This window comes from Stieleria varia (assembly GCF_038443385.1).
GTDB lineage: Bacteria > Planctomycetota > Planctomycetia > Pirellulales > Pirellulaceae > Stieleria > Stieleria varia.
In genome coordinates, this window is sequence record NZ_CP151726.1 from 4,455,440 (window position 1) to 4,477,902 (window position 22,463).

14 protein-coding genes are annotated in these 22,463 nt (G+C 56.0%); 4 read left to right on the forward strand and 10 right to left on the reverse strand.

Features of this window, described 5'->3' with window-relative positions; all coding sequences use genetic code 11:
• Window positions 1-41 precede the first annotated feature (41 nt).
• From Pla52nx_RS14975 to Pla52nx_RS14985, 3 genes are all read right to left on the reverse strand, one after another.
• On the reverse strand, window positions 42-1,415 hold the full coding sequence (locus Pla52nx_RS14975) for an NAD-dependent succinate-semialdehyde dehydrogenase (protein WP_146521739.1): 1,374 nt from the start codon (window positions 1,413-1,415) through the stop codon (window positions 42-44).
• Between the two features lie 59 nt (window positions 1,416-1,474).
• Entirely contained in the window at window positions 1,475-2,245 is a 771-nt protein-coding gene (locus Pla52nx_RS14980; protein ID WP_146521740.1) for an SDR family NAD(P)-dependent oxidoreductase, read from the reverse strand.
• 974 nt (window positions 2,246-3,219) lie between these two features.
• Window positions 3,220-4,377 carry a XylR family transcriptional regulator gene (locus Pla52nx_RS14985; RefSeq protein ID WP_146521741.1) on the reverse strand — a complete coding sequence of 386 codons (1,158 nt, stop codon included), beginning with the start codon at window positions 4,375-4,377 and terminating at the stop codon, window positions 3,220-3,222.
• 188 nt (window positions 4,378-4,565) lie between these two features.
• Here Pla52nx_RS14985 and xylA point away from each other — a divergent pair, with 188 nt between their 5' ends.
• The gene (gene xylA, locus Pla52nx_RS14990; RefSeq protein WP_146521742.1) at window positions 4,566-5,882 is read left to right on the forward strand and encodes a xylose isomerase; all 1,317 of its coding nucleotides are present in this window, start codon (window positions 4,566-4,568) and stop codon (window positions 5,880-5,882) included.
• Window positions 5,883-6,045: 163 nt separating this feature from the next.
• Here xylA and Pla52nx_RS14995 read toward each other — a convergent pair whose 3' ends face one another.
• The 4 genes from Pla52nx_RS14995 to Pla52nx_RS15010 all read right to left on the reverse strand — a co-directional run bounded on the left by Pla52nx_RS14995 (window position 6,046) and on the right by Pla52nx_RS15010 (window position 9,183).
• A complete protein-coding gene (locus tag Pla52nx_RS14995; protein ID WP_146521743.1) occupies window positions 6,046-6,984 on the reverse strand; it encodes a hypothetical protein in 939 nt (312 codons plus the stop codon).
• 77 nt (window positions 6,985-7,061) lie between these two features.
• Window positions 7,062-7,622, reverse strand: coding sequence for a hypothetical protein (locus Pla52nx_RS15000; protein ID WP_146521744.1), 561 nt, complete (start codon window positions 7,620-7,622; stop codon window positions 7,062-7,064).
• A gap of 258 nt (window positions 7,623-7,880) precedes the next feature.
• Entirely contained in the window at window positions 7,881-8,192 is a 312-nt protein-coding gene (locus Pla52nx_RS15005; protein ID WP_146521745.1) for a Dabb family protein, read from the reverse strand.
• 61 nt (window positions 8,193-8,253) lie between these two features.
• Window positions 8,254-9,183, reverse strand: a complete 930-nt coding sequence (locus Pla52nx_RS15010; RefSeq protein ID WP_231742208.1) for an alpha/beta hydrolase — start codon at window positions 9,181-9,183, stop codon at window positions 8,254-8,256.
• 895 nt (window positions 9,184-10,078) lie between these two features.
• On the opposite strand from Pla52nx_RS15010, the gene Pla52nx_RS15015 reads away from it, so the two are divergent.
• The 3 genes from Pla52nx_RS15015 to Pla52nx_RS15025 all read left to right on the forward strand — a co-directional run bounded on the left by Pla52nx_RS15015 (window position 10,079) and on the right by Pla52nx_RS15025 (window position 16,393).
• Window positions 10,079-11,740, forward strand: coding sequence for a TolC family protein (locus Pla52nx_RS15015; RefSeq protein ID WP_231742210.1), 1,662 nt, complete (start codon window positions 10,079-10,081; stop codon window positions 11,738-11,740).
• Between the two features lie 112 nt (window positions 11,741-11,852).
• Window positions 11,853-13,199, forward strand: a complete 1,347-nt coding sequence (locus tag Pla52nx_RS15020) for an efflux RND transporter periplasmic adaptor subunit (protein ID WP_146521747.1) — start codon at window positions 11,853-11,855, stop codon at window positions 13,197-13,199.
• Window positions 13,200-13,324: 125 nt separating this feature from the next.
• Window positions 13,325-16,393, forward strand: a complete 3,069-nt coding sequence (locus Pla52nx_RS15025) for an efflux RND transporter permease subunit (RefSeq protein ID WP_146521834.1) — start codon at window positions 13,325-13,327, stop codon at window positions 16,391-16,393.
• A gap of 62 nt (window positions 16,394-16,455) precedes the next feature.
• Here Pla52nx_RS15025 and Pla52nx_RS15030 read toward each other — a convergent pair whose 3' ends face one another.
• The 3 genes from Pla52nx_RS15030 to Pla52nx_RS15040 form a co-directional block, all read right to left on the reverse strand.
• Complete coding sequence (locus Pla52nx_RS15030) at window positions 16,456-17,649, reverse strand: 4Fe-4S dicluster domain-containing protein (RefSeq protein WP_231742214.1); 1,194 nt, start codon at window positions 17,647-17,649, stop codon at window positions 16,456-16,458.
• Window positions 17,650-18,808: 1,159 nt separating this feature from the next.
• Complete coding sequence (locus tag Pla52nx_RS15035) at window positions 18,809-20,566, reverse strand: TIGR03545 family protein (protein ID WP_146521748.1); 1,758 nt, start codon at window positions 20,564-20,566, stop codon at window positions 18,809-18,811.
• Window positions 20,563-21,588 (reverse strand): TIGR03546 family protein, encoded by a 1,026-nt coding sequence (locus tag Pla52nx_RS15040; RefSeq protein WP_146521749.1) that lies wholly within the window; start codon window positions 21,586-21,588, stop codon window positions 20,563-20,565. Before Pla52nx_RS15040 ends, Pla52nx_RS15035 begins: the two co-directional genes overlap by 4 nt.
• Window positions 21,589-22,463 lie beyond the last annotated feature (875 nt).

Sequence of the window (22,463 nt, forward strand, 5' to 3'; positions counted from 1 at the left end):
ACTCATCTGGTTTGGCATTCGGTTGATCGACGACGATGCCCTCAGCGTCGGTTGCCGAGGTGAATAAGTTTCTTATTGACAAACTCCAAAATTCCCAAGTGCGACAACTCCCGACCGTAGCCCGAATTTTTGATTCCTCCGAATGGAAGCTCCGCTTGCGATTTCGTCGGTTGGTTGATGAACATCATTCCAGTCTCAACTTGCTCTGCGACTCGTCGACCGCGTTCAATGTCGCTCGTGAAAACACTGCCACCAAGGCCGTAAGACGAGTTGTTCGCCAGCTTGATCGCCGCAGCTTCGTCGTCCACAACGTAGACAGTAGCGACAGGTCCGAACAGTTCTTGGTCAAACGTCGGATTGTCAGGTGTGACGTCGGTCAGAATGGTCGGGTTAAAGAATGCACCGTCACGATCAGGTCGATCGCCACCCAGCAATACAGCCGCACCTGCATTGATTGATGCCTGAACCTGCTCCATCAGATCGACTGCCGCCTTTTCGGATGAAAGTGGAGCCAGCGTCGTTTCTTCATCCATCGGATCACCCATCTTCAAAGCCGCCATCTGCTTTTTCAATCCTGCAATGAACTGCTCCGCCACTTCTTTGACGACGATAAACCGTTTGGACGCCACACATGATTGCCCGGCGTTCACGACACGTCCTTTCACGGCATGTTCGATGGTCTGATCGAGATCCGCATCGTCCAGCACGATAAAGGGATCATTTCCACCGAGTTCCAAAACGCTCCGCTTGAGGTTCTTTCCTGCAAGTGAAGCGACTGCTGCTCCTGCGGGTTCACTGCCTGTCAAGGAAACACCCTGAACACGCTTGTCCGAAATGATGGACTCAACGAAGTCGGTCGGTATGAACAAATTGTTGTAGACGCCACGGGGTAAACCGCATTCAGTGAAAAGCTCTTCGATGACAGCTGCACACTGAGGAACGTTACTCGCGTGCTTTACCATCACCGTGTTTCCAGCCATGATGTTGGGAGCAGCGAAACGAACCACTTGATAAAAGGGGAAGTTCCACGGCATGACACCGAGCAAGACACCGATGGGCTCGTAATGAAGATACGCATCGATCTTCTCCACATCCATTGATTGATCCGCAAGGAATCCTTCAGCGCCGTTCGCGTAGAAGTCGGCGATGTTCGCACAGTACTCGATCTCGTACTTGCTTTCCGAGATCCTTTTTCCCATGTCGAGAGTGATGGTGCGGGCGTACTCATCTGCATCCGCTCTCAACAGGTCAGCAAACTTCAAGAGACATTTCTTGCGATCAGCCAACGGCGTTCGACGCCAGTGCTGAAAAGCATCATGGGCCGTTGACACAATCTTCTCGATCTCGTCCTTATCAAGAGCGTCGAATTCACGAAGGGTTTCATTATTTGACGGGTTGATGCTTGCGATTGTCATGATGGTATTGTCCTTGTCGGTTAGGTAAACGGTATTGGTCGGCGAAGTTAGTCGGCGGGCTAGACGGACTGCAGCTTCCCGACGATCTTTCTCGTTGCGATTCGTGGTAGAAATCCGACCGATGTTACCATCAATCGATTCTTCCATCCTGGAATGACAATGTCGTCATCGGCGAGATAGCCTTTGTAACCCGCCTTCGCCACTGCAGCGGCACTCATCGTGGACGAAGAGAACATGTCGAGTTTTCCCATGCCGGAATCTTCTCCAAAGCTTGATTGCGTCGGTCCGGGCTCCAAACAGGTCACGTGAAGCCCGGTGCCTGCCAGTTCCTCTCGCAAGCCTTCCGTGAACGACAATACGTACGCTTTCGACGCATAGTACACCGACATGTTCGGGCCGGCTTGATACGCTGCGATCGATCCCACATTGAGAACTCCACCGCGTTTGCGATGGATCATGTCTGGGATCAATAGTCGAGTCAACCGCGTGAGTGCGACGATGTTCAGCATCAGCATGTCGGTTTGTCGGTCGACGGATAGCTCCGCAAATCTCCCCAGTGCGCCGAAGCCGGCGTTGTTCACAAGCGTGTCCACCGCGATCGACCGCTCTTTCATGCTGCGGCAAAGCTGATCCACGTTTTCCGAGCGAGACAAGTCCGCCGGGATGACGGTCGCAGCAACACCCTGTTCGTTGCGAATCTGCTCCGCGAGTTCTTGCAGTTTGTCTTCGCTGCGGGCGACCAGCACGACGTCGTCGCCTCCTGAGGCAAAGCATTTGGCGAGTTCCCAACCGATTCCGGACGAAGAACCCGTGATCAACGTAGTTGCCATGAACATCCCAATGCATTGAAGGTTTCGACTTGCCGAATCCGTGTGATCCTGCCGAACTGGTCAGCAACGCATTTACTGCGCCATAGTTGCTCGGACGCTGTTGCCCAGCCGATTCCCCGCAACGGTTGCTCTGGATTGGTGGTTGAGCAGCCAGTAAGGTCGCGAATCAAGCAGTCGTGCAGCAGTGCGTTAGTCTGGGATTGTGGCGCTGCGGCATTTTTCGACTCGGAGAGTCGAGCGACAATTGTCGCTCGACTTTCCAAGTCGATAGCGTGCCCTGGAGAACGTATTGCCAGTCTCAAAAGTTTTCGCGCGCAGACCGGCCCCCCTACATTGTTTAACGACAAGCCGCAGGCGTAATCGCCACCACCAACCGGATTGCACAGCAGAGTCAATCGCCGCTTCCGCCTTCGCCTTCGGCTACGGGTCAAACAGTTCTGGAACACGTATGGTTCGTGTTTGAACGTATGGTGGTGTTCGTTTTCGACTCGGAGAGTCGAGCGACAATGTCGCTCGACTTTCCAAGTCGATAGCGTGCCCTGGAGAACGTATTGCCAGTCTCAAAAGTTTTCTCGCGCAGACCGGCCCCCCTACATTGTTTAACGACAAGCGGCAGGCGTAATCGCCACCACCAACCGGATTGCACAGCAGAGTCAATCGCCGCTTCCGCCTTCGCCTTCGGCTACGGGTCAAACAGTTCTGGAACACGTATGGTTCGTGTTTGAACGTATGGTGGTGTTCGTTTTCGACTCGGAGAGTCGAGCGACAATGTCGCTCGACTTTCCAAGTCGATAGCGTGCCCTGGTAAACGTATTACCAGTCTCAAAAGTTTTCTCGCGCAGACCGGCCCCCCACCCTCGCATTCGCTTAGACGGCTAAGCTCGACCTCCCCCAAGTTCCTTGAGGGAGGTGACGGTGCCTGTTTAGGCTATGCGGGACGCGCTCTATCGCGCTGCGGCTGGTGAATCATCCCTTCAATTCGGCTGCATTGATTCTCGATACTCCGAAGGTGTTCTGCCAGTTTCTCTCTTGAAGGCAGCCGTCATGTACTCGTCGTACTCAAATCCTGTTCGCTCGGCAATCTCATGGATCGTCAACTCCGTCTCCGACAACAATTCTTTGATTCGATTCATTCGAACCTTTTGGATCTCTTCGTGCGGTGTATGTCCGACTTGCTTCTTGAATCGATGTTCCAACGCGCGGCGAGAAATCGAAACCTGGTTCAACACGTCTGTCACGCGAATGTTCGATGTCGCGTGGCGTCGTATGTAGTGAAGTGCCGTTGCCACCTCTGTGTCATCGATCGCCAAAGTGTCGGTTGATTCACGGATTTCGATGCCCAGTGGCTGCGTGATCAATGGCGTCTCGGTGGCAACCCATTCACCCGACATCATGCGATCCAGCAAGTCTGCGGCTTCGTATCCGGTCCTCTTGGTGTCGGGGATGACGCTGGAAAGTCTCGGCTCGGATAGTTCGCAGATCAGGCGGTCGTTATCGACCCCCAAAACGGCGACCTCCGTCGGCACCGCGATGTTTAACTGACGGCATGCGTCCAGGACCTGCTGCGCTTTGAAGTCGTAGCACCCCATGATGGCGACCGGCCTCGGCAGCTTCGATAGCCAGGACATGATGCGTCGATTTTCGGTGGCCAGATCGTAAGCGTCGTCATAGCGTGCGATCGAGTCGAGTTCAAAAACGCGGCAGCGGTTGGCTTCCGCGATCTTGCGAAAATGGTCTCGACGTTTCGCAGACCATTGGAAACCGGCGTCCCCACAATAGGCGAGATTGGTGAATCCGCGTTCGACGAAATGATCCACCGCCAGTTTTGCGATCGCACGGTCCTCGGTATCCGCCCATGGAACCCCGGTGACGTGCCTAGCAGCGCTGAGGTCGACAATCGGCACGCCGAACTTTTTGAGTTGGCGGCCGATCGCGTCTGTCTCGATCCGCGCGATGATTCCGTCTCCACCCCAGGTTTTTAGCCATGTCGGTGGCGGCGCGCCGCGTTCCTGCTCCGTCAAATGGACAGACCAATTCGCTCGCTCCTTGGTGTATGCAATCACGCCTTCCAACAGCCCACGACTGTAGCCATTGGAGGTTTCGATCAACAGGGCGACGGACTTGCGAGACATGTTCAGCGAGATCAATTCGTGCGTGTGATATTTCTACATCATTGTGCGCGATCTCTACTGGATAATCGAGGTTTCTCACAGAAAATGCTGCTCAATAACTCCGTTTCACTGACGCTCAGGCCGCCCGGCAAGAGCCTCATCGACTCACCATGAACAGGCTGGCGGTTTTCCTCCCTGCCAGAAACCCAATGACCGCGTTTCCAGAAGTCACCAAGGTTCAGTACGAAGGTCCTCAGTCGGACAACCCATTAGCGTTTCGCTGGTACAACCCTGAAGAGATGGTTGCTGGCAAGACGATGAAGGATCACTTGCGTTTTGCGGTGACCTATTGGCATACGTTTCGCGGAACGGGCGCCGACCCGTTCGGAGGCGGCACCATGGTTCGCCCTTGGGATGACGGCAGCGAATCGGTCGAAAATGCCTGCCAGCGAGCTCGCGCAGCCTTTGAGTTCTTTGAGAAACTCGATGTCCCCTACTACGCCTTTCACGATCGTGACGTGGCCCCCGAAGGTGCAACGCTGTCGGAGTCCAATGCGAATCTGGATGCGGTGGCTGAAGTCCTCAAGGCGGAGCAGCAGCGCACGGGGGTCAAGCTGTTGTGGGGCACTGCGAACATGTTCAGCAACCCACGTTTCATGCACGGCGCCGCAACGACTTGCAACGTAGAAGTCTACGCGTACGCGGCGGCACAGGTGAAAAAAGCGTTGGAAGTCACGATGGCGCTCGGTGGAGAAAACTACGTTTTCTGGGGCGGTCGCGAAGGCTATCAGTGTCTCTACAACACTGACATGAAACGAGAACTGGATCACCTGGGACGCTTCTTTCACATGGCGGTCGATTACGCGAAAGAAATCGGATTCACGGGGCAGTTTCTGATCGAGCCCAAGCCCAAAGAGCCCACCAAGCACCAGTATGACTCGGACGCGGCCGCGTGCTTGAATTTCTTGCGGACCTACGACTTGACCGACCACTTCAAGTTGAACATCGAAACCAACCATGCAACGCTGGCTGGGCACGAGATGATGCACGAGCTGGAGTACGCGGGAATGCAGGGAGCCCTCGGTTCGATCGATGCCAACACGGGTGACTTGCTGTTGGGGTGGGATACCGACCAATTCGCTACGAACTACTATCTGACGACACAAACCATGTTGGTGCTGTTGAAGTATGGATTGGGTTCCGGAGGCGTGAACTTTGACGCCAAAGTCCGCCGAGAAAGCTTCGAACCGATCGATCTGTTTCACGCCCACATCGGCAGCATGGACGCATTTGCCCGTGGCCTGAAAGTCGCTGCAAAGATCATCGAAGACAGAGCTATCGACAAGATCGTTGCGCAGCGCTACAGCAGTTGGGACAGCGACCTGGGCAAGAAGATCGAATCGGGAAACACGTCCTTTGCTGAGTTGGAGTCCTTGATGCTGGACAAAGGCGAAGCGGCTGCGAACACCAGCGGGCGACAGGAAATGTTAGAAAACATCGTCAATCGCTACTTGGACATCGCGTAACGTACGTCCCTGTCGTCAACGGGTCTGTCCTCAATGGGCCTGTCCTCAACGGGTCTGTCCGCAACGGGTCTGTCCGCAACGGTCGGGCGTAATCTGCCATGGGTGTGATCGAGTCTGTGTTTCCTGCTCGGCAAAGGACAAACAGGCGATTCACCCCGTGCGTTTATTCGATCAATCCTCGGTAAGGCAGTGGGCCCAACTGGCCGTTGTCGTAGGTCACCGGCGTGACCACTGTGCCCGATGCTGGCATCGACAGCGTTGTCAGGTCCACAGCCTTGGCTGCCGTCTGCGGCATGGTGAACAAGTTCGGGTCGCTGCTGAGCAATTGATTGATGGCGTAGCTGCCGACTTCGATTCGCATTGAGAGCGGCGGACCGGCGGCGGGCGTCAATGTCAGCTCAACCGTGTGTGGCAGCACGCACTGTTCGTTTTCATAGTATCTGGGCTGGGACGCTTGACTGGATGCCACCAGCGTGCCCATCGGTCCATAGAGAAACTGATCGGTCACGTAGCCCGCGTTTGCATCGATCATCAGAACACGTTGATAGTTTCCTGACGGCGATGCGACGAGACTGCGCAGCTCCAGCTTTCCGTCGGCGCGCATCGTGGGTCCCGAAACGACGGTGTTGGGATCGATTTGAATCAAACCCAACGCATCCATGATCCAAGTGGGATCGACCGGCAGAATCGCTCGATTGAGTTGCTGGCGATAGGCATCGTGTCCCGCGTAGTAGAGCACTTTGCTCATGCCTTCGGGCACTTCGAACCAAAACACTTGGTCGTTGCTGCCCATGTCCATTCCCGCACCGAGGACGACGGGCAAGTTGGCTCGCATGCGGAAGCGTCGATCTCGCTCCAAGGCCAGCGTTCCGCTGAGTTTGGGGATGCTGGGCATCGACAGCACGTCCACCACGACGGTGTTGCTGGACAACTGGCGAATCGATGCGGTTCGGTTGACCGCCGCCGCGACTTCCGCGATCCCCGGAGTTGCGTTCAGCACGGTCGGTGGTGGCGGATAACTCGGGGCGACTTGACGCTGGGCGCAACCCAGCGCCGTTGTCAAAGCTACCAGGGCGATGATGATCCACGTTGGTGTCCGCATCCGTGCGTCACTTTCTCTTTTGCTGGGTTCTCAGTTCGGTACAAAATGGGTACGAACAGGCACACTCTGATCCATGCTCATTCAGGTACAGCCAACTCACTGGCTTCGCAATACAACAGCTCGTTCAATGACTCCGTCAACGCTTCCGTTTCACTGCGTGCGATATCGCAAACCAGCACATCGATCGATGACCCATCATCGACGACTTCCACATGCATGATCTCTGGTTCGGCATTCTCCGACTCGGCATTCTCTGACTCGGGGGCGCTGCCGCTCGGCTGGGAGGTCAATGTTGCCGTGTCTGCCAAGCGGACGAAACGGCGTCGCAGCAACAAGAGAGCCAGCAAATAGCGGGTCTTCGCCTTTTCGGGAAACGATTCCATCTGACGCAACAGATCGATCAAGACTTCCCGCGGTGCAAGCACCATTTTCTTTTGATCGCTCAGCGGCATCCGGCACTTCCAGTGCCCGATCGCTCCTTCGGGAGGCCCGTCCCACGCGGCTGCTGAGTAGTCACGCCGTTCCAGGTCGTCGCCTGATTCCACGACAACGCTGTAGTACCATTCGCCATCGGCTAGCGGACGTTTCTCCACAAAGCATTGGCGGGTGCATCGACTGACTTTGAATTCACCGAGCATGAAACACGGGGTGTGAAACTGGGGCTAGCGAGCGACGATCCATTTACTGGCGCACCGGGTAGTGGGTTTCGCCAGAATTCCTTTCGGACGGGATTTCTGGCGAAATCCATCACGCCACCTATTGATGAGGCGTTCCTATACGGCAAGTTTACCAGCAAACTGACTACAAGCTTGATTCCTAACAAACACAGCCGGGTGACGGATAGATGTGTTTGCCCGATGTCGAGCGACAATAATCGAGTTGCGGACAGCTACCGATCAGTCGCGCAAATAGCTGTCGCAGACTTTGACTTCGGTCCAGTTTCCTTTCTGGCGTTCGATGAACTCCAAGTGTGGCGGCACGACTTGGTAGGCGTCGTGTGCGGCGCGGTCGGCAAAGATCACGTGAAGTGAAACGTCGAAATCATGGTTCACTGGTCGATTCAGCTCGGGATCACGGGTTCCCACGGAAAAATCGACGACGCCGTCGTGATCACGGAGATATTTTTCGCAATCGGCAACGAGGCTTTCGACCTTTTCGCTGCTATTGTCGTTGAGCCGAAAGAAAACGTGGTGGGCAAGTCTGGGCATGGTGAAGTAAGAATTCTTAGAAAGTGAAAATGGGGGGATCAACGTCAAAGGAACGTGGACGTTATTTTAGCCAACCGTTGTCTCGCATCCAGGACTCACACAACGCGGGCCAATGATCCTTGCTCTCTCCCGTGTCGCGGGCACCGAACCCGTGGCCGCCGTTGGCGAACACGTGCAGTTCCGCGGGAACCTTGTTGGCTCGCAGGGTCGTGAACAAGGTCACGCTGCTCATGCAACTGATGCGGTCGTTGCCCGCATGGGCGAAAAACATGGGAGGTGTTTCGGGGCTGACCGTCAAGTCCTCGATCAGTTTGGATTCGTCTTCTTTGTCGGCCAGCCAAGCAGGGTAGACGAGGACCGCGAAATCGGGCTTCGCAGACGCTTGGTCATGAGCATCAATTGGCTCATAGTGTCGCTGCGTGGCTGTCGCGGCTCGCGCGGACGCGTTGCCGCCAGCGGAGAAACCGAGCACGCCGATGCGTTTGGGCTGGAACCCATCGATCGCACCGCTTCTCAGCAAGCTGACGCTGCGTTGGATGTCCTGCACGGGCGGCAACCAGTTCTTTTCTTCGTTTCGCGTCGGCACGCGGTATTTGAGGACCACTGCACTGACGCCGATGCTTTGCAGCCACTGGGCGATCTCGGTTCCTTCCAGATCCCACGCCAAGATGGAGTAGCCACCGCCGGGGTTGACGATCACAGTGTTTTCGCTGCCGGGAAAGGGATACAGGTGCAACTCTGGTTTGCTGACGTTTCCCAATCGAATCACGGATTTCCCCGCAACATCTCGACCGTTGGGCCCACTCGTGTCTTGCTCGGGCTCTGTAGGTGCAGTCCAAGCAGGCATGTTGCCCGACCACACGGGAACGGTCTTGACGGCAGGGGCGGCTTCTTGTGCCAAGGCACCGTCACTGTGAAGAAGAACAACGGCGAGGATCAAAAGCCACTTGGTGCTGGAAATTGCTTTACGACGGAACGCGCTACGAGACATCACGGTGCAACTCATCTGTTTGGAGGGAGATTGTCAGGGAAGGCCACCATGATAGCCGAAGTTTCGGTAGGTCATGCTGTGCATGACGCGATCCGTGCAACGCAGCCCAGCCACGTTGGGCGTCACCAGAAGTTTTCCCCGAATCCAGGAACCGGTCGTGAAGGCGGGCGTGCCGTATTTCGTCATCGGAGCATGACCTGATGTAATATCCGCGATATTGGTCTGGGAAAGCTAGAAGATAGGGTTTGTCGTGGTGGATCTTGCAAAAGATCCCACCGCTATAGGATCTTTAACAAGATCCACTACCCTGAAGATAAGCTACAGGATCTTTAACAAGATCCACTACCCTAAAGATAAGTTGTCCCAGACCACGAGCCCGGATGATTCACGCGAGTCACTACAGTCTTCGCAACATGTTTGCGTGAAACGGCCTACGCGGATTGGCACGAAAACAGTCTGCACATATCAGCCGCCAGGCGATAGAGAGCGTCCCGCTTAGAAAGTAATCGGGAACCGGACGCTATCGCGTTCCGGCTGATGTATCAAACGGCAACGTCCTACTTTCAACTCAAACCAAGTCTCTACTATCACTTGCGTCGTAGTGACAGACGCCCATGCAATCTCCGCGTCTAGCGTCAGTGGATCAATAGCTAGCGTTCCCGGCAGGCGAGAGTTTGGGCAAACTCGCGACAGCCTATGGGTGGCGGGTGAAAATAGAAAGCATGAGGGCTGTGATGGTCGAAGTTGGAAAGAGTAGCGACTCAATCGCTTTGCCCTTTATTTCACGCAGCCCTTCTGTCGCGTTGCCCATCTTTCGCGATGCACCCCAGAGAAGTCGTCGCCCATCCTTGAACTCGCCTCCATGCGTTATTCCAGCTCGCCAGTTTGTCATCCAATGCAATCGCGAAACAGCGAGAGTGGCTGTCATTGCGGCGAAACGGCTGGTTTGCAACTGAGTGGACGCGTCAATCACCGGAAAATGGGTTGGCTGCGAATGATAGCCTTGGTGGTTTTCAGCGGCTTCGCGGGCTGTGCGAGCAAGGGTCCGATGCCGAGCTACTCGACGAGTTCTCTGCCGCCGATGTCGGAAAGCGGCCAAACGGAATCGCCTGATCGCTGGTGGACCACATTCAACGATCGTGAATTGGATAGTCAAGTCAACCGGGCATTGGGTGAGAACCTTGACTTGGCGATCGCGTTGCAGCGGTTGCGTGCGGCGCAAGCCGTCACGCGTCGCGAAGCATCCGACTTGTACCCGGACCTGAATGGATTCTTTGTCAATCAGAATTCCTTTGGTCCTGGCCCGACCGATTCGCGAATCGATTGGGGGTTGGACGCGGCCTACCAAGTAGACCTGTGGGGCCGCAATCGTACTCGAGTGGCTGCAGAGCAATTGCGTACGGAAGCGACCCGAGCGGATTATCACGCGGTGGCGCTGACGTTGTCGGCGGAGATAGCGCGGAATTGGTTTGCGTTGATCGAGGCGTCGGCTCAAATCGAACTGTTAGAAGAGCAGGTCGAAACAAACGTCAAGGGATTGAAGGCTGTTGAGCTGCGATACGCTGAGATCGGAGAGGGCGGCAGTCCCAACGTACTGCGTCAAAGGGGATTGGTGCAATCGACGCTTGAGCAGATCATTGTGGTGAAAGCTGACATGGAAGTACTGGAGCATCGTCTATCAGTGTTGACAGGTCAGCCGCCGCAGACGGCCAGTTATATCACGGGTAGCGACTTTCCAGAACTTCCACCGCTTCCCTACACGGGCTTGCCATCGGAGTTGCTGAGCCGAAGGCCGGATGTGCGGGCGGCATACCTAGCTTTGGAGGCGGCAGATCGCGACGTTGCTGTTGCGGTGCGAGATCAATATCCGCGGTTGGATCTGTCGGCTTCTTTAGTCAACTCGGCAGAGAATCCAGAGACATTGTTTCGCGACTGGTTTTTGTCGATTGGTGGGCAATTGTTGGGACCGATTCTGGACGGTGGTCAGCGGCGAGCGGAAGTCGATCGACGCAAAGCGTTGGTGTGCGAGCGTTTTGCGGCGTACCGGCAAGCGATCTTGATTGCTTTGCAGGAAGTCGAAGACGGCTTGGCCTTGGAACGCTACCAGATTGAGCGCATTGAAAAACTTGAAACCCAAGTGCAGCTGGCCCAGCTCGCATCCGAACAGCTCTTGCAGTTTTTCATCACGGGCGAAGCGACCTATCTGGACGTGTTGAGTTCCAACCAGACAGAGCAGCGTTTGCAGCGTTCGCTTCTGTCGGCCCGGCTGGACCTCATCCTAAACCGTATCCGATTGTATTTGGCTCTGGCTGGAGACTTCGACACGCGACCGGATCCAAGTCTTATTCTGCCGCCCAGTGGCCCACAGAATCTTTCCGAGATTACCATCGATGTCCCACCCCAGGAGCTTGACGCCGAGGGAGCTGGTTTGCAGGATGATACACTTGATCGGAGCGAGCCAGGAATAGACAGTCCCGAACCAGAATTGCCCTCGACTTTCAGGAGCGTGTTCAGCGAGTTCCAGTCCGGTTCCGAACAGAACATTTTCAGCCCTTGATCCTGGTGGGTAGAGGCTGCGTGATTCATCGGGGCAATCAGCATGTGGTGGGGGATGTAACTGAGTAGGTTCTCGGTTCGATGCGCACCCTTCGAGAAAGAATTTGACATCCATGACTGATAGCGGGACCGAAAGGCCACGTCGACGCTGGTTGAGCGTCGTTTTGAACGCGATCATTTGCCTTTCAATTCTCGGCGGTTCCGTCGCTGGCGTATGGCTCATCTACAGGACGGGGCCGACTGCAAAGCAGATTGAAACCAAACGGAGGTCCGCCGCATTGGTCGAAACCATCACGGTTCGACGCGATGATTACGCTCCGCAGTTGTCGGTCTTGGGAACCGTGCAGCCGGCACAGGACATTGTGCTCAGTCCGCGAGTTCGAGGCGAAATCATCAAGATATCCCCTTCGTTCGTTCCAGGCGGAATGGTCCGAGAGGGCGAGATGCTGTTGCAGATTGATCCGGCTGATTTTGAGAATACCGTGTCTGTTCGTCAGAGCGAGTTGGAACAGGTCGAAGCCGACTGGGAGATCGAAGTCGGTCGTCGCAAGCTTGCCGAGCAAGAGCTGGAGTTGTTGGGAGACTCCATCAGCGGTATCAACCGTGCTCTCGTTTTGCGAGAGCCGCAGTCGGCATCGCTCAAGAGCCAATTGAGTGCGGCGAAGGCAGCTTTGGAGCGAGCGAAGTTGGATTTGGAACGAACAAAGTTGATCGCCCCCTTTGACGCCCAGGTCCTCAGGCAAGCGGTCAACGTGGGGTCGCAAGTCGGACCGGGCGATGATCTTGGGCAACTTGTGGGTATCGATGAATACTGGGTGCTTGCCGCCGTTCCCCTGCGGAGTTTGAGGTGGATCAAATTTCCCACGGACGATCAATCCGGTTCCGTCGTGACTTTGCACCACACAAATGCTTGGGCGCCCGACGTCACGCGCACTGGCTACGTTGCTCGGATGATCGGTGCCGTGGATCAGCAAACACGTTTGGCGCGTGTGCTGGTCACAGTCGATGATCCACTCGGCAAGAAATCCAACTCGCCACCGCTCATTCTGGACACGCTCATTGAGGCTCGCATCGAGGGCACCGAGATTCCCGATGTTGTGCGATTGAATCGAGAGCACGTCCACGATGGCGATACATTATGGGCTATGAAGGATGAGAAGTTAGAGATCCGCGTAGCCGATATTGTTTTTCAGGATCCTCAGTTCGCTTATATCCGCAGCGGTCTTGAAGATGGCGATCAAGTTGTCACCACAACGCTGGCGACCGTTGCCGAAGGGGTTCGATTGCGCAAGATCGATAGCCCGGACGAGGTGGAGACACCTGACGAAGTGAACGAGGGCTCGCCTGAAGAGCAGGCAGAGCCGCAGACGCCGGCTAAGTCCCGCCTGAGCTGGACCAGTGATCAAGATGCCCGTGGAGATCGGGTGATTACGGCGCAGTCCGCGGAGAATGGCAAGTGAGCAAGCCGCCGGAAGAACAGAATTCTCAGCACGACTTGAATGTTCAAGAGGCAGGAGAATCTCAATCGGAGCAGACAGCACAGCAGCAGGCCGAAACTCCGCCGACGTTCGGGCCCATTGCCTGGATGGCTCGCAACACCATCGCGGCCAACTTGTTGATGTTCATTCTGCTCGGTGGAGGCCTGTGGTCTGCTGCAGCGATTCAAAAGGAGGTCTTTCCCGAATCACAGCTTGATATCGTCGAAGTGAGTGTGGGTTACCCGGGTGCTTCGCCAGAGGAAGTCGAGCAGGGCATATTGCGGCCAATCGAAGGCGCCGTGCGCAGTGTTGACGGTATCCAGCGCCTCGATAGTGCAGCCCGCGAGTCGAGTGGTACCGTGACGATCGAACTGGTGGCCGGTCAGAATCGCATGAAGGCGTTCCAGGATATTGACCAGGCCGTCAGCCGCATTCGCACGTTTCCAGAGCAGATTGAACAGCCCGAAGTGCGTTTGCAGTCCGAGCAACGCGAAGTCATGCGTGTGGTGATCTACGGTGACATCGACGTGTGGGCATTACGCAAGCTGGCTGAACAGTTGCGAGATACGTTGCTGTCGACTGAAGAGATCACGCAGGTCGAATTGCGACGGGTGCCACAGTATGTCACGCACATCGAGATCCCGCGTCAACAACTACGCGAATACGGGCTGACGCTACCGGATGTGGCCGACATCATTCGGACCGCCAGTCAAGACGTTGCGGCGGGTTCAGTGCAAACCAGTGCCGGTGAAATTCTGTTGCGGGTCAAGGCTCGCAAACAGTGGGCGGATGAGTTTGCCAAGATTGAAATTGTGTCTGGACGTGAAGGGCCGAGTGTGACGTTGGGTGACTTGGCCACGATTTGCGACGGATTCGAGGAAGTCGGATTTCATTCCCAGTTCAGCCAAACTCCCTCGGTCGAGCTGGACATCTTTCGGGTCGGTTCCCAGTCGCCGATCGACATAGCAGCGGTCGTCGAAAAGACCATGAGTGAATTTGAGAGCGTGATGCCGCCCGGAGTGGATTGGCGGATTGACCGCAACAATGCGGAAGAGTTTCGGCGGCGCCTGAATTTGGTTTTGGAAAACGCCGGCATGGCCGTCGTGATCGTGTTGGTCATCCTGGCGATATTCTTGGAATTCCGGTTGGCGTTCTGGGTGATGATGGGAATGGTCGTCTCATTTGTCGCGGGCATTCTGTTCTTGCCTCTGTTCGGCGTCAGCATCAACATGATCTCGCTATTCGGCTTTCTCGTCGTCTTGGGGATCGTGGTCGATGATGCGGTCGTGGTGGGAGAAAATGTCTATGAGAAACGCCAAACCGATGCCAATCATGAGGATGCCTCGATTGCGGGTACGCGAGAAGTCGCATCACCGGTCGTCTTTAGCGTGCTGACCAACATTGTCGCGTTTGTGCCTCTGTTGTTCATTCCCGGGGAGACCGGAAAGTTTTGGGGGCCGCTGCCGGTGGTCGTGATCATTGTGCTGACCCTGTCTCTGTTCGAATCCCTGTTCATTCTGCCTGCCCACTTGGCTCATGCACGCGAGGTGGTGCACCGTCGCGGACTGTGGGCGTTGCCGCACCGAGCACAACAAGGTTTTGGTCGCGGTTTCAGTCGCTTGGTCGACATTCTGTATCGACCGATTTTGTTGTTCTGCCTGAAGTATCGCTACGTCGTTGCAAGTGTCGCGCTGGCCCTGTTTTTGCTGGTCGGAGGCTACGCGACAAGTGCGCATATGGGCATGATTCTGATGCCGGAGGTCTCCGCAGATGAGATCGAGGCAGGCGTGAGAATGCCGGTCGGGACAACACAGGATCAGTCCGCGGAGATTGCCCGAGTGGTGACCGAAGCCAGTTTGCGAATGTTCGACGAACACAATTTGTATGAAGTCGCCGAGGGGATCAAAACCAATGTTCGTGGTCAGGACTTCATCGATGTTGAAATCGTGATGAAGCCACCGGATCAACGTGATATGACGGCAAATGAAGTCATCGAATTGTGGCGAGAATCGATCGGCGACTTACCGGGCGTGGATCAAGTCACGTTTGAAGCCGAACGCGGTCCGGGCGGTGGTGGGCGACGCGACATTAGCGTCGCACTGAGTCACTCCAACATTGAGGTGCTGGATAAAGCGGCCCGTGATTTTGTCGCACGTGTGGAACAATACGCGAACGTCCGCGATGTTAGTGACAACTACAACAAAGGCAAATCGCAGTACGATTTTCGGTTGCTGCCGGAGGGACGCGCCTTGGGCTTGACTGACGAAGGCCTGGGGCAGCAACTGCGCGGAGCATTCTTCGGCTCGCTCGCTCTCCGGTTGCTGCGCGGCACCAATGAAGTGGAAGTGCGAGTGAAATTGCCCAAAGATCAACGCGAAGATATCCATCACTTAGAGGACTTGGTCATTCGCACGCCCAGCGGAGCTGAAGTGCCGTTGATGGATGTTGCAGAGTTAAAGAAAAACGTGGCTTTTTCACGCATCAATCGGCGTGATGGTCGTCGCGCAATCAGTGTGTCGATGGACGTCGAACCCAAACGAGCCATTACACAAGTCATCTCTGCGATGGAAAAGGATGCCTTACCTGCGCTACGTCGCGATTACCCAGGGATCACTTGGACGTTTGACGGGAGTAATGCGGAGATGCGTCGGGCAACGTCCGCCCTGTGGGGATATTTTGGGCTGGCCCTGGCGGTGATTTACTCTCTGCTGGCCATCGCCTTTCGTGGCTACGTGCAACCATTGATTGTTTTGGTCGCGATACCCTTTGGCATTGTTGGTGCGGTACTGGGACACATTTGGCTCGGCTACGACATTTCGCTGGTAAGTCTGATGGGCGTGATTGCGTTGTCTGGCGTGGTGATCAACGACTCACTCATCATGATCGACTACGCCAACCGCCGCCGGCAAAACGATGTCGACTGCAACGCGTTCGACGCGATCTCGCAAGCGGGTGTTCGACGTTTCCGGCCGATTCTGCTCACCACGTTGACCACTTTTGGCGGGCTGGTGCCTTTGATTTTCGAAAGATCTCTGCAAGCACAGTACATCATTCCGATGGCCATTTCCCTCGGCTTTGGCATCGTGTTCTCGACGGCTATCATTTTGGTGCTGATTCCGTGTCTCTATCTGATACTGGAAGACCTCATAGCAGTCTTTACGCCCAAGTCTGATTGATGGCAGGGGGCAGTCAGCGGGCGAGACGGTGGGTGTACCCTATTCGTCATGCGGAGCATGACCTACGTATTTCGGATGGCGTTTGCCGATTCGGTGAGGTCGATGCCGACGGGGCACCAGGTGATGCAGCGGCCGCAGCCGGTGCAGCCGGAGGTGCCGAATTGGTCGTGCCATGTCGCCAGCTTATGCGTCAACCACTGGCGATAGCGACTGCGGATGTCCGGTCTCGCCGTCTCACTCGACATTCGGCTCATCGCGATGTCGAAACACGAGTCCCACTTGCGAACCCGCTGCACGTTCGTCTCGTGCAAATCGCTGACTTCCTCCACACTGGAACAGAAACACGTCGGACACACCATCGTGCAGTTGGTACACGATAGGCATTTCTCCGCAACGCTTTGCCATGCCGGATGATCCAACGCACCCATCAAAGTTTCTCGGATGCCATCGGCGTCGAAGTGCTTGGTGATCGATGCTGCCGTCGTTTCGGTTTGCAAGTTGGCTTGACGCAAGATGTCGTCGCTGGCAAGAGTCGTGGGCAACTCGGCGAGGATTGCTGCTCCCTGCTCCGAACCTGCTTCGATCACGTATCCGGTCTCCAGCTCCGTCATGACGAGGTCAAAGCCGCCGGTGCATTGCGGTCCGGTTCCCATCGAACTGCAGAAGCATGTCGATGAACTTTTGGAGCAGTTCACAGCGATGATCAAAGCGAGCTGGCGGATCTGATGATACATCGGGTCCACGTATTGTCCTTGATCGAATACTCGATCTTGGATCGCGATCGCCGCGAGGTCGCAGGCGCGGACACCCAAGAAAGCGTATTGCGGCGGCTCAAACTCGGCTTGCTGAAAATGCCAACCGTCATCGTCCAAGCTTGCGCCGCCGATCGATGCCGTGGGGGGAAAGAGATAGCGTTTCCAGGAATCAGGTCCGACGTTGAAATGAAATCGACGCGGTGGGGGTGATGCGTCCTGGGAATCCGCGGTCGATTGTTCAGCGGTGTAGGTGATTTGGTACACGGCCGGCGATTGGTTGTCCGTCCATCCGGCCGGCAACTCCTCCACCTGATCGATGCGACGCAAAACGATTGCGTTCTGTTGGATCGTCGGGCCGATGACGTCATAGCCTTTTCTGCGCAGCAGGTCGATCAGAGATTGCAACGCACCGGTGTGGAGAAAACGTGCTTGCTGGGACGATGTGTGCGTCGGCACTACCATTTCAGAGAACTCGCTTGCGTTGTCTGCAATCTGCAGCATTCGTCATGCTGTCGTTGCGTGATTCGCTGATTGTAGCGTATCGGCGGCGAGTGAGCGCGATTGTGAGTTGGGCAACGCTGGGCTGTTCAAAATTTGACGTTGACATTGTTTTCTCAGTCCATGATTTCGTTCCATGCATCGCAATCAAAGTGAGCCTCAGGCGCTAGCCGTGGGCCGGCACCACAATCCGCCTCAGGCCCACGGCTAGCGCCTGAGGCTCACTGGGGTCACCAGCTGCGCCGGCAGTAGGGACAAAAACTCGCGCAAACTCAAAAAGACACAACACCAAACTTTGAGCAGTTCAGTCCATGATTTCGTTCCATGCATCGCAATCAAAGTGAGCCTCAGGCGCTAGCCGTGGGCCGGCACCACAATCCGCCACAGGCCCACGGCTAGCGCCTGAGGCTCACTGGGGTCACCAGCTGCGCCGGCAGTAGGGACAAAGACTCGCGCAAACTCAAAAAGACACAACACCAAACTTTGAGCAGTCCAGTCCATGATTTCGTTCCGTGCATCGCAATCAAAGTGAGCCTCAGGCGCTAGCCGTGGGCCGGCACCACAAACAGCCTCAGGCCCACGGCTAGCGCCTGAGGCTCACTGGGGGGCAAACAGCCTCAGGCCCACGGCTAGCGCCTGAGGCTCACTGGGGGGCAAACAGCCTCAGGCCCACGGCTAGCGCCTGAGGCTCACTGGGGGGCAAACAGCCTCAGAGGCCCACGGCTAGCGCCTGAGGCTCACTGGGGAGCAAACAGCCTCAGAGGCCCACGGCTAGCGCCTGAGGCTCACTGGGGGGCCCAGCTGCGTCGGCAGTAGGGACATAGACTGGATTATTCATAACCCGACGCGTAAGCGAGGGATACTCGGTAAATCCCGCGCTTACGCGTCGGGTTATGAAAAACAATCTGCATTTCCCAACGATGTCACAACTCATTGGCAAGAATCTGTTTGCGCTTAAATCAATCATCCGCATGAATCATCCGCGCCTAGCCCGGATGATGAACGCAGACTGTTTTCGTGGCAGGTCGCGCTATCGACTTAGGCAGTCGAAGGACGGGTTGCTGAACGTATTGCGGATTACGAGTGTCAGTCTTGAGAAAGTGTCAGCCTAGAAAGGCTGACGTACGGGTTGCTGACGTACGGGTTGCTGATGTACGGGTGGTTACCGGAGGCGGTCGAGGGCGTTTTTTAGGCCGCCGATGTAGACGTTGTTGTCACCGACGTCTGCCACGACCTTTTTGAGGACTTCTTGGGCCAGCGTGTCGGCTTTCGCCACCATGTCACGTGCTTCGCTCTGTTGTTGAGCGAACCATTCCCGCAGTGCTTTGGTTTGCTCGTTGTGTACCGATTCCACTTTGTCGACCACTGCTCGTCGCGTCGCCGCGATTTGATCGTTGACCGCATCGTTGGCTGCACGGTTCAGGACACCGCCCAAGTTGGTGTGCATCTTCAGTTCCATGTCCGACCATGTTCCTCCGAAGCCGGCTTCGATGGTCACTTGATCGATCTCAGCCAAAGAGCGTTGGATGGACTTGGTCGCGGCCAAGTTCGCGTATTTGGAGTCGACCGTCATGTCGACGTGGACATCGGTTTGTTTGCTCTGCATGCGTCCGGCGACGTTCTCGCCTTCGATCTTGAGTTGAACCCAAAGGTCGCGTTTGCCGCCGTCGATGGTGATTGCTGCGTCACCGTTGCCGCCCAGTTTCATCGTGCGGGCGTCGGCCGCCGGCCAGTGAAGCGTCACCAAGTCGACATCGCCGCCGTTGCGTCGGTCTCGCATGTAGCTGACTTCCAGCAACTCGGGGCCATCGAGCACCAGTTGTGCGGTCAGTGGGTCGTCCGACCATTGTGGCGTCGGCGTGATGTCCTTGATCGTTCCTTTGACTTGGTACGGGTTTCCGTCGACTCGCATCAAACCTGAGACGGAGCATTCGCGGATCAACAGACTTGGTTTTCGGTTGGCGCCCAGGAAATCAAAGTCCTCGCCGCGAATCCGTTCTGTTTCGGGAGCAACGACGGTGTAGTTGGCGATGCTGCGTCCGTTCTCATAGATTTCGCGGACGCGGTTGATTTGATCTTTGACCGCATTGGTGACGAGATCGACGCCGAAGTTTTTGGAATCCGAAAGGTTTCCAGGCACGTACTCATCGACTTTCGCCAAATCGATCCGCTTGGCTTCGTCCAGCGACGCAAAATCCAACTGCAACTGTTCGGGCAGCATATCGATCTGCTGTCGGACAACGACCAACTCGCGTCGTGCCTCTTCCATCTTTGCGATCGTGCGTTGGACTTCCAAGTAGTCACGCAGCGGATTGTCGATGCCTTTGGCTTGATCGCTGATCTCGCGAATTTGTTCCTTCAAGCGTTTCGCGCGTGCGACGGATTGAGCGTAATGGTTTTCCCATCGCGTGCGGATCTCACGGCTACGTTTGACGGTTTCCAGATCTTTGCCGATCGATTCTGCTTGATCGCTCACGTCGTCGCCCAGTCCTCTCAGGAGCTGCGACAGCATCCCGGGGCCAGCAGGCACATCGCTCGCGGACTCGGGTTCTTCCGTGTCGAATTGGCCACTCGTTTCACGTTTCGCGCCGACTTGCAGTCCGGTGATGCGTCCGGTGCGTGCGACCCAACGGCGACGCAGCAGTGCGTTTCCGTCGATTTCCAGTTCGACTGATTCGGCGCGGACGATGTCCTGCATTTCTTTGCCGTCGCGTGGATCGGCAAGCCGCAGATCGGTGTAGGTCACCGACGGCGGAAACAGGCCGATACGCGTGTTTTCGATGCTCACCTTGGCACCGGTTGCGCTCTGCAGTGACTGGACGGTGGCGAAGTGGGCAACGGGCCCCAGGCCAAGTGCCAGCAAGGTCAGCACGGCTACGACGATCACAACACGTGTGATGAGAAATCTCCAGCGAATCATCCTGCGGCTTTCCTTTGCTGGGAGTTGCGCAATTGGCGAAGCAAGTAGTTGAGGGCTTCGTCCATGGGCTGTACAGGCTGTACGGCTTGTGCGGGGGTATCTGAATGGGTTGTCTTGGTTGCATCCGCGTCGTTGTTGTTTTCATTCACGCGGATGATGTCGATACGGGTATCGACGGAGACCATTTTTTCGTCGTCGTCAGCGGATGTCGCGCCGTCGCTATGCAGAATGTCGAACGGGATCGCAGCGAGAGCGGAGTCTTGTGCGGCGAGATCTGAGACGCGGCTGGTTGCGTTGCTGCTGCCTGGTTCACGAGAGGCGAATCGCGGCGGTAGTGCTTCCGCGTGTGCTTGATGGACCAATCGCACCGAGTGTCTGGACGGGTCGGTTTCCGCCGACGGATCGCCGGTGTTATCAAGTGGTTCAAAGGGGATCGGCGCCAGGGCGGACGTAGCGATCGCGGGTTGAGGACTTGTGGTTTCGGAGTCGTGGCCCGCTTGTTTTTTCTTGCCCCCGGTCGCTTTCGTATTCGACCTTTCGGCCGTTGTCTTGGCCGCAGCGATGGCTTCCTCAGATTTCGGGTCCAACTCTTTCGGTTTAAAGAACTTGAACACCGGCAGGGTCAGCAGAAACACGGGCAGGGTCCCGGTCACGCCGATCAGGAAGCTGCCCATCACGATCGTGTTGTTCAGATCGGTCCACGGGACGAAGGGCATCATCCACGCCTTGGTCATCAGCGGTTGAACGTTCTGGTTGGACAAGACGAACTGACCGACGATGTGCGAGTACGGATCCAGCTTCGTCGCCACCAGAGTGATGCCGATACCGACGAGCGTCGCCATCGCATGGTTGATGTTGCAGCAGAGCGCAAAGAACACCAGGACGACCGCGAGTAGATTTCCGTGAGGAATGATGCCGCACAGAAAACCCAAGGCGACTGCGCCGGCAAGTTGATGGGGATACTTTCGCCCGGCAACCGCCTTGCGAAAGTTCTTTAGCATCTTGAGCGTAAAAACGATCATCTTGGTGCGCCTCCATGCGCACGAATTCACAACGGATCAACCTTCCTCAGGGTTATCGGCACATTGGGCCTGGATCATCCAATACAACCCGCACAAATTCACACGCTAGAGCAGTTGGCGGGGAAGCTGGTTTGCTAGCGATTGGCGTGCCCCGTCAACTGATGTGAAGACCACCGTATGGCTGGGGTGATTAAAATTTGGCGTGGACATCAATTTCCATTGGCCGGTTTTGTTCCTCCCTTTGGAAGATACGCCTTCGGCTGGGCTGCTCAAAGTTTGGGGTTGACATTGTTTTTTCAGTCCATGTTTTCGTTCCATGCATCGCAATCAAAGTGAGCCTCAGGCGCTGCCGTGGGCCGGCACCACAATCCGCCTCAGGCCCACGGCTAGCCCAGATTATTCACGCGACTTAATACGGTCATCGCAATACGGTTGCACGAAACGACTTGCGCGGATTGGCACGAAAACAGTCTGCGCATGTCAGCCGCCACGCGATAGCGTCCGGTTCTCACGCCTGTAATCGGGAACCGGACGCTATCACGTGCCGGCTGATGAATCATCCGGGTTAGCCCGGATGATTCATAAACCGACGCGTAAGCGAGGAATACTCGGTAAATCCCTCGCTTTCGCGTCGGGTTATGAAAAGCAATCTGCATTTCCCAGCGGTGACGTAACTCGTTGTCGAGAATCTGCTTGCGCTGAAATCAATCATCCGCATGAATAATCCGGACTAGCGAGTGAGACGCCAAATTCACTCGCTTGCGCTTCGTGCTGGTATTTGGGGCTGTCGTCTCCAAAAACCGCCCGTTCCTGGCGTTTTCAGCCGAATTTGCGGGGGAAACTCCGCGTGACTTCGAGGTTCTGCTCGTTTCTCG

Bases quoted from the DNA above. Each gene is read 5' to 3' on its own strand.
- xylA (WP_146521742.1), top strand. From the start codon at position 4,566: ATGACCGCGTTTCCAGAAGTCACCAAGGTTCAGTACGAAGGTCCTCAG.
- Pla52nx_RS14995 (WP_146521743.1), bottom strand. From the start codon at position 6,984: ATGCGGACACCAACGTGGATCATCATCGCCCTGGTAGCTTTGACAACG.
- Pla52nx_RS14980 (WP_146521740.1), bottom strand. From the start codon at position 2,245: ATGGCAACTACGTTGATCACGGGTTCTTCGTCCGGAATCGGTTGGGAA.
- Pla52nx_RS15035 (WP_146521748.1), bottom strand. From the start codon at position 20,566: ATGATTCGCTGGAGATTTCTCATCACACGTGTTGTGATCGTCGTAGCC.
- Pla52nx_RS15030 (WP_231742214.1), bottom strand. From the start codon at position 17,649: ATGCTGCAGATTGCAGACAACGCAAGCGAGTTCTCTGAAATGGTAGTG.
- Pla52nx_RS15015 (WP_231742210.1), top strand. From the start codon at position 10,079: ATGCAATCGCGAAACAGCGAGAGTGGCTGTCATTGCGGCGAAACGGCT.
- Pla52nx_RS15000 (WP_146521744.1), bottom strand. From the start codon at position 7,622: ATGCTCGGTGAATTCAAAGTCAGTCGATGCACCCGCCAATGCTTTGTG.
- Pla52nx_RS15010 (WP_231742208.1), bottom strand. From the start codon at position 9,183: ATGTCTCGTAGCGCGTTCCGTCGTAAAGCAATTTCCAGCACCAAGTGG.
- Pla52nx_RS15025 (WP_146521834.1), top strand. From the start codon at position 13,325: ATGGCTCGCAACACCATCGCGGCCAACTTGTTGATGTTCATTCTGCTC.
- Pla52nx_RS15005 (WP_146521745.1), bottom strand. From the start codon at position 8,192: ATGCCCAGACTTGCCCACCACGTTTTCTTTCGGCTCAACGACAATAGC.
- Pla52nx_RS14985 (WP_146521741.1), bottom strand. From the start codon at position 4,377: ATGTCTCGCAAGTCCGTCGCCCTGTTGATCGAAACCTCCAATGGCTAC.
- Pla52nx_RS15020 (WP_146521747.1), top strand. From the start codon at position 11,853: ATGACTGATAGCGGGACCGAAAGGCCACGTCGACGCTGGTTGAGCGTC.
- Pla52nx_RS15040 (WP_146521749.1), bottom strand. From the start codon at position 21,588: ATGATCGTTTTTACGCTCAAGATGCTAAAGAACTTTCGCAAGGCGGTT.
- Pla52nx_RS14975 (WP_146521739.1), bottom strand. From the start codon at position 1,415: ATGACAATCGCAAGCATCAACCCGTCAAATAATGAAACCCTTCGTGAA.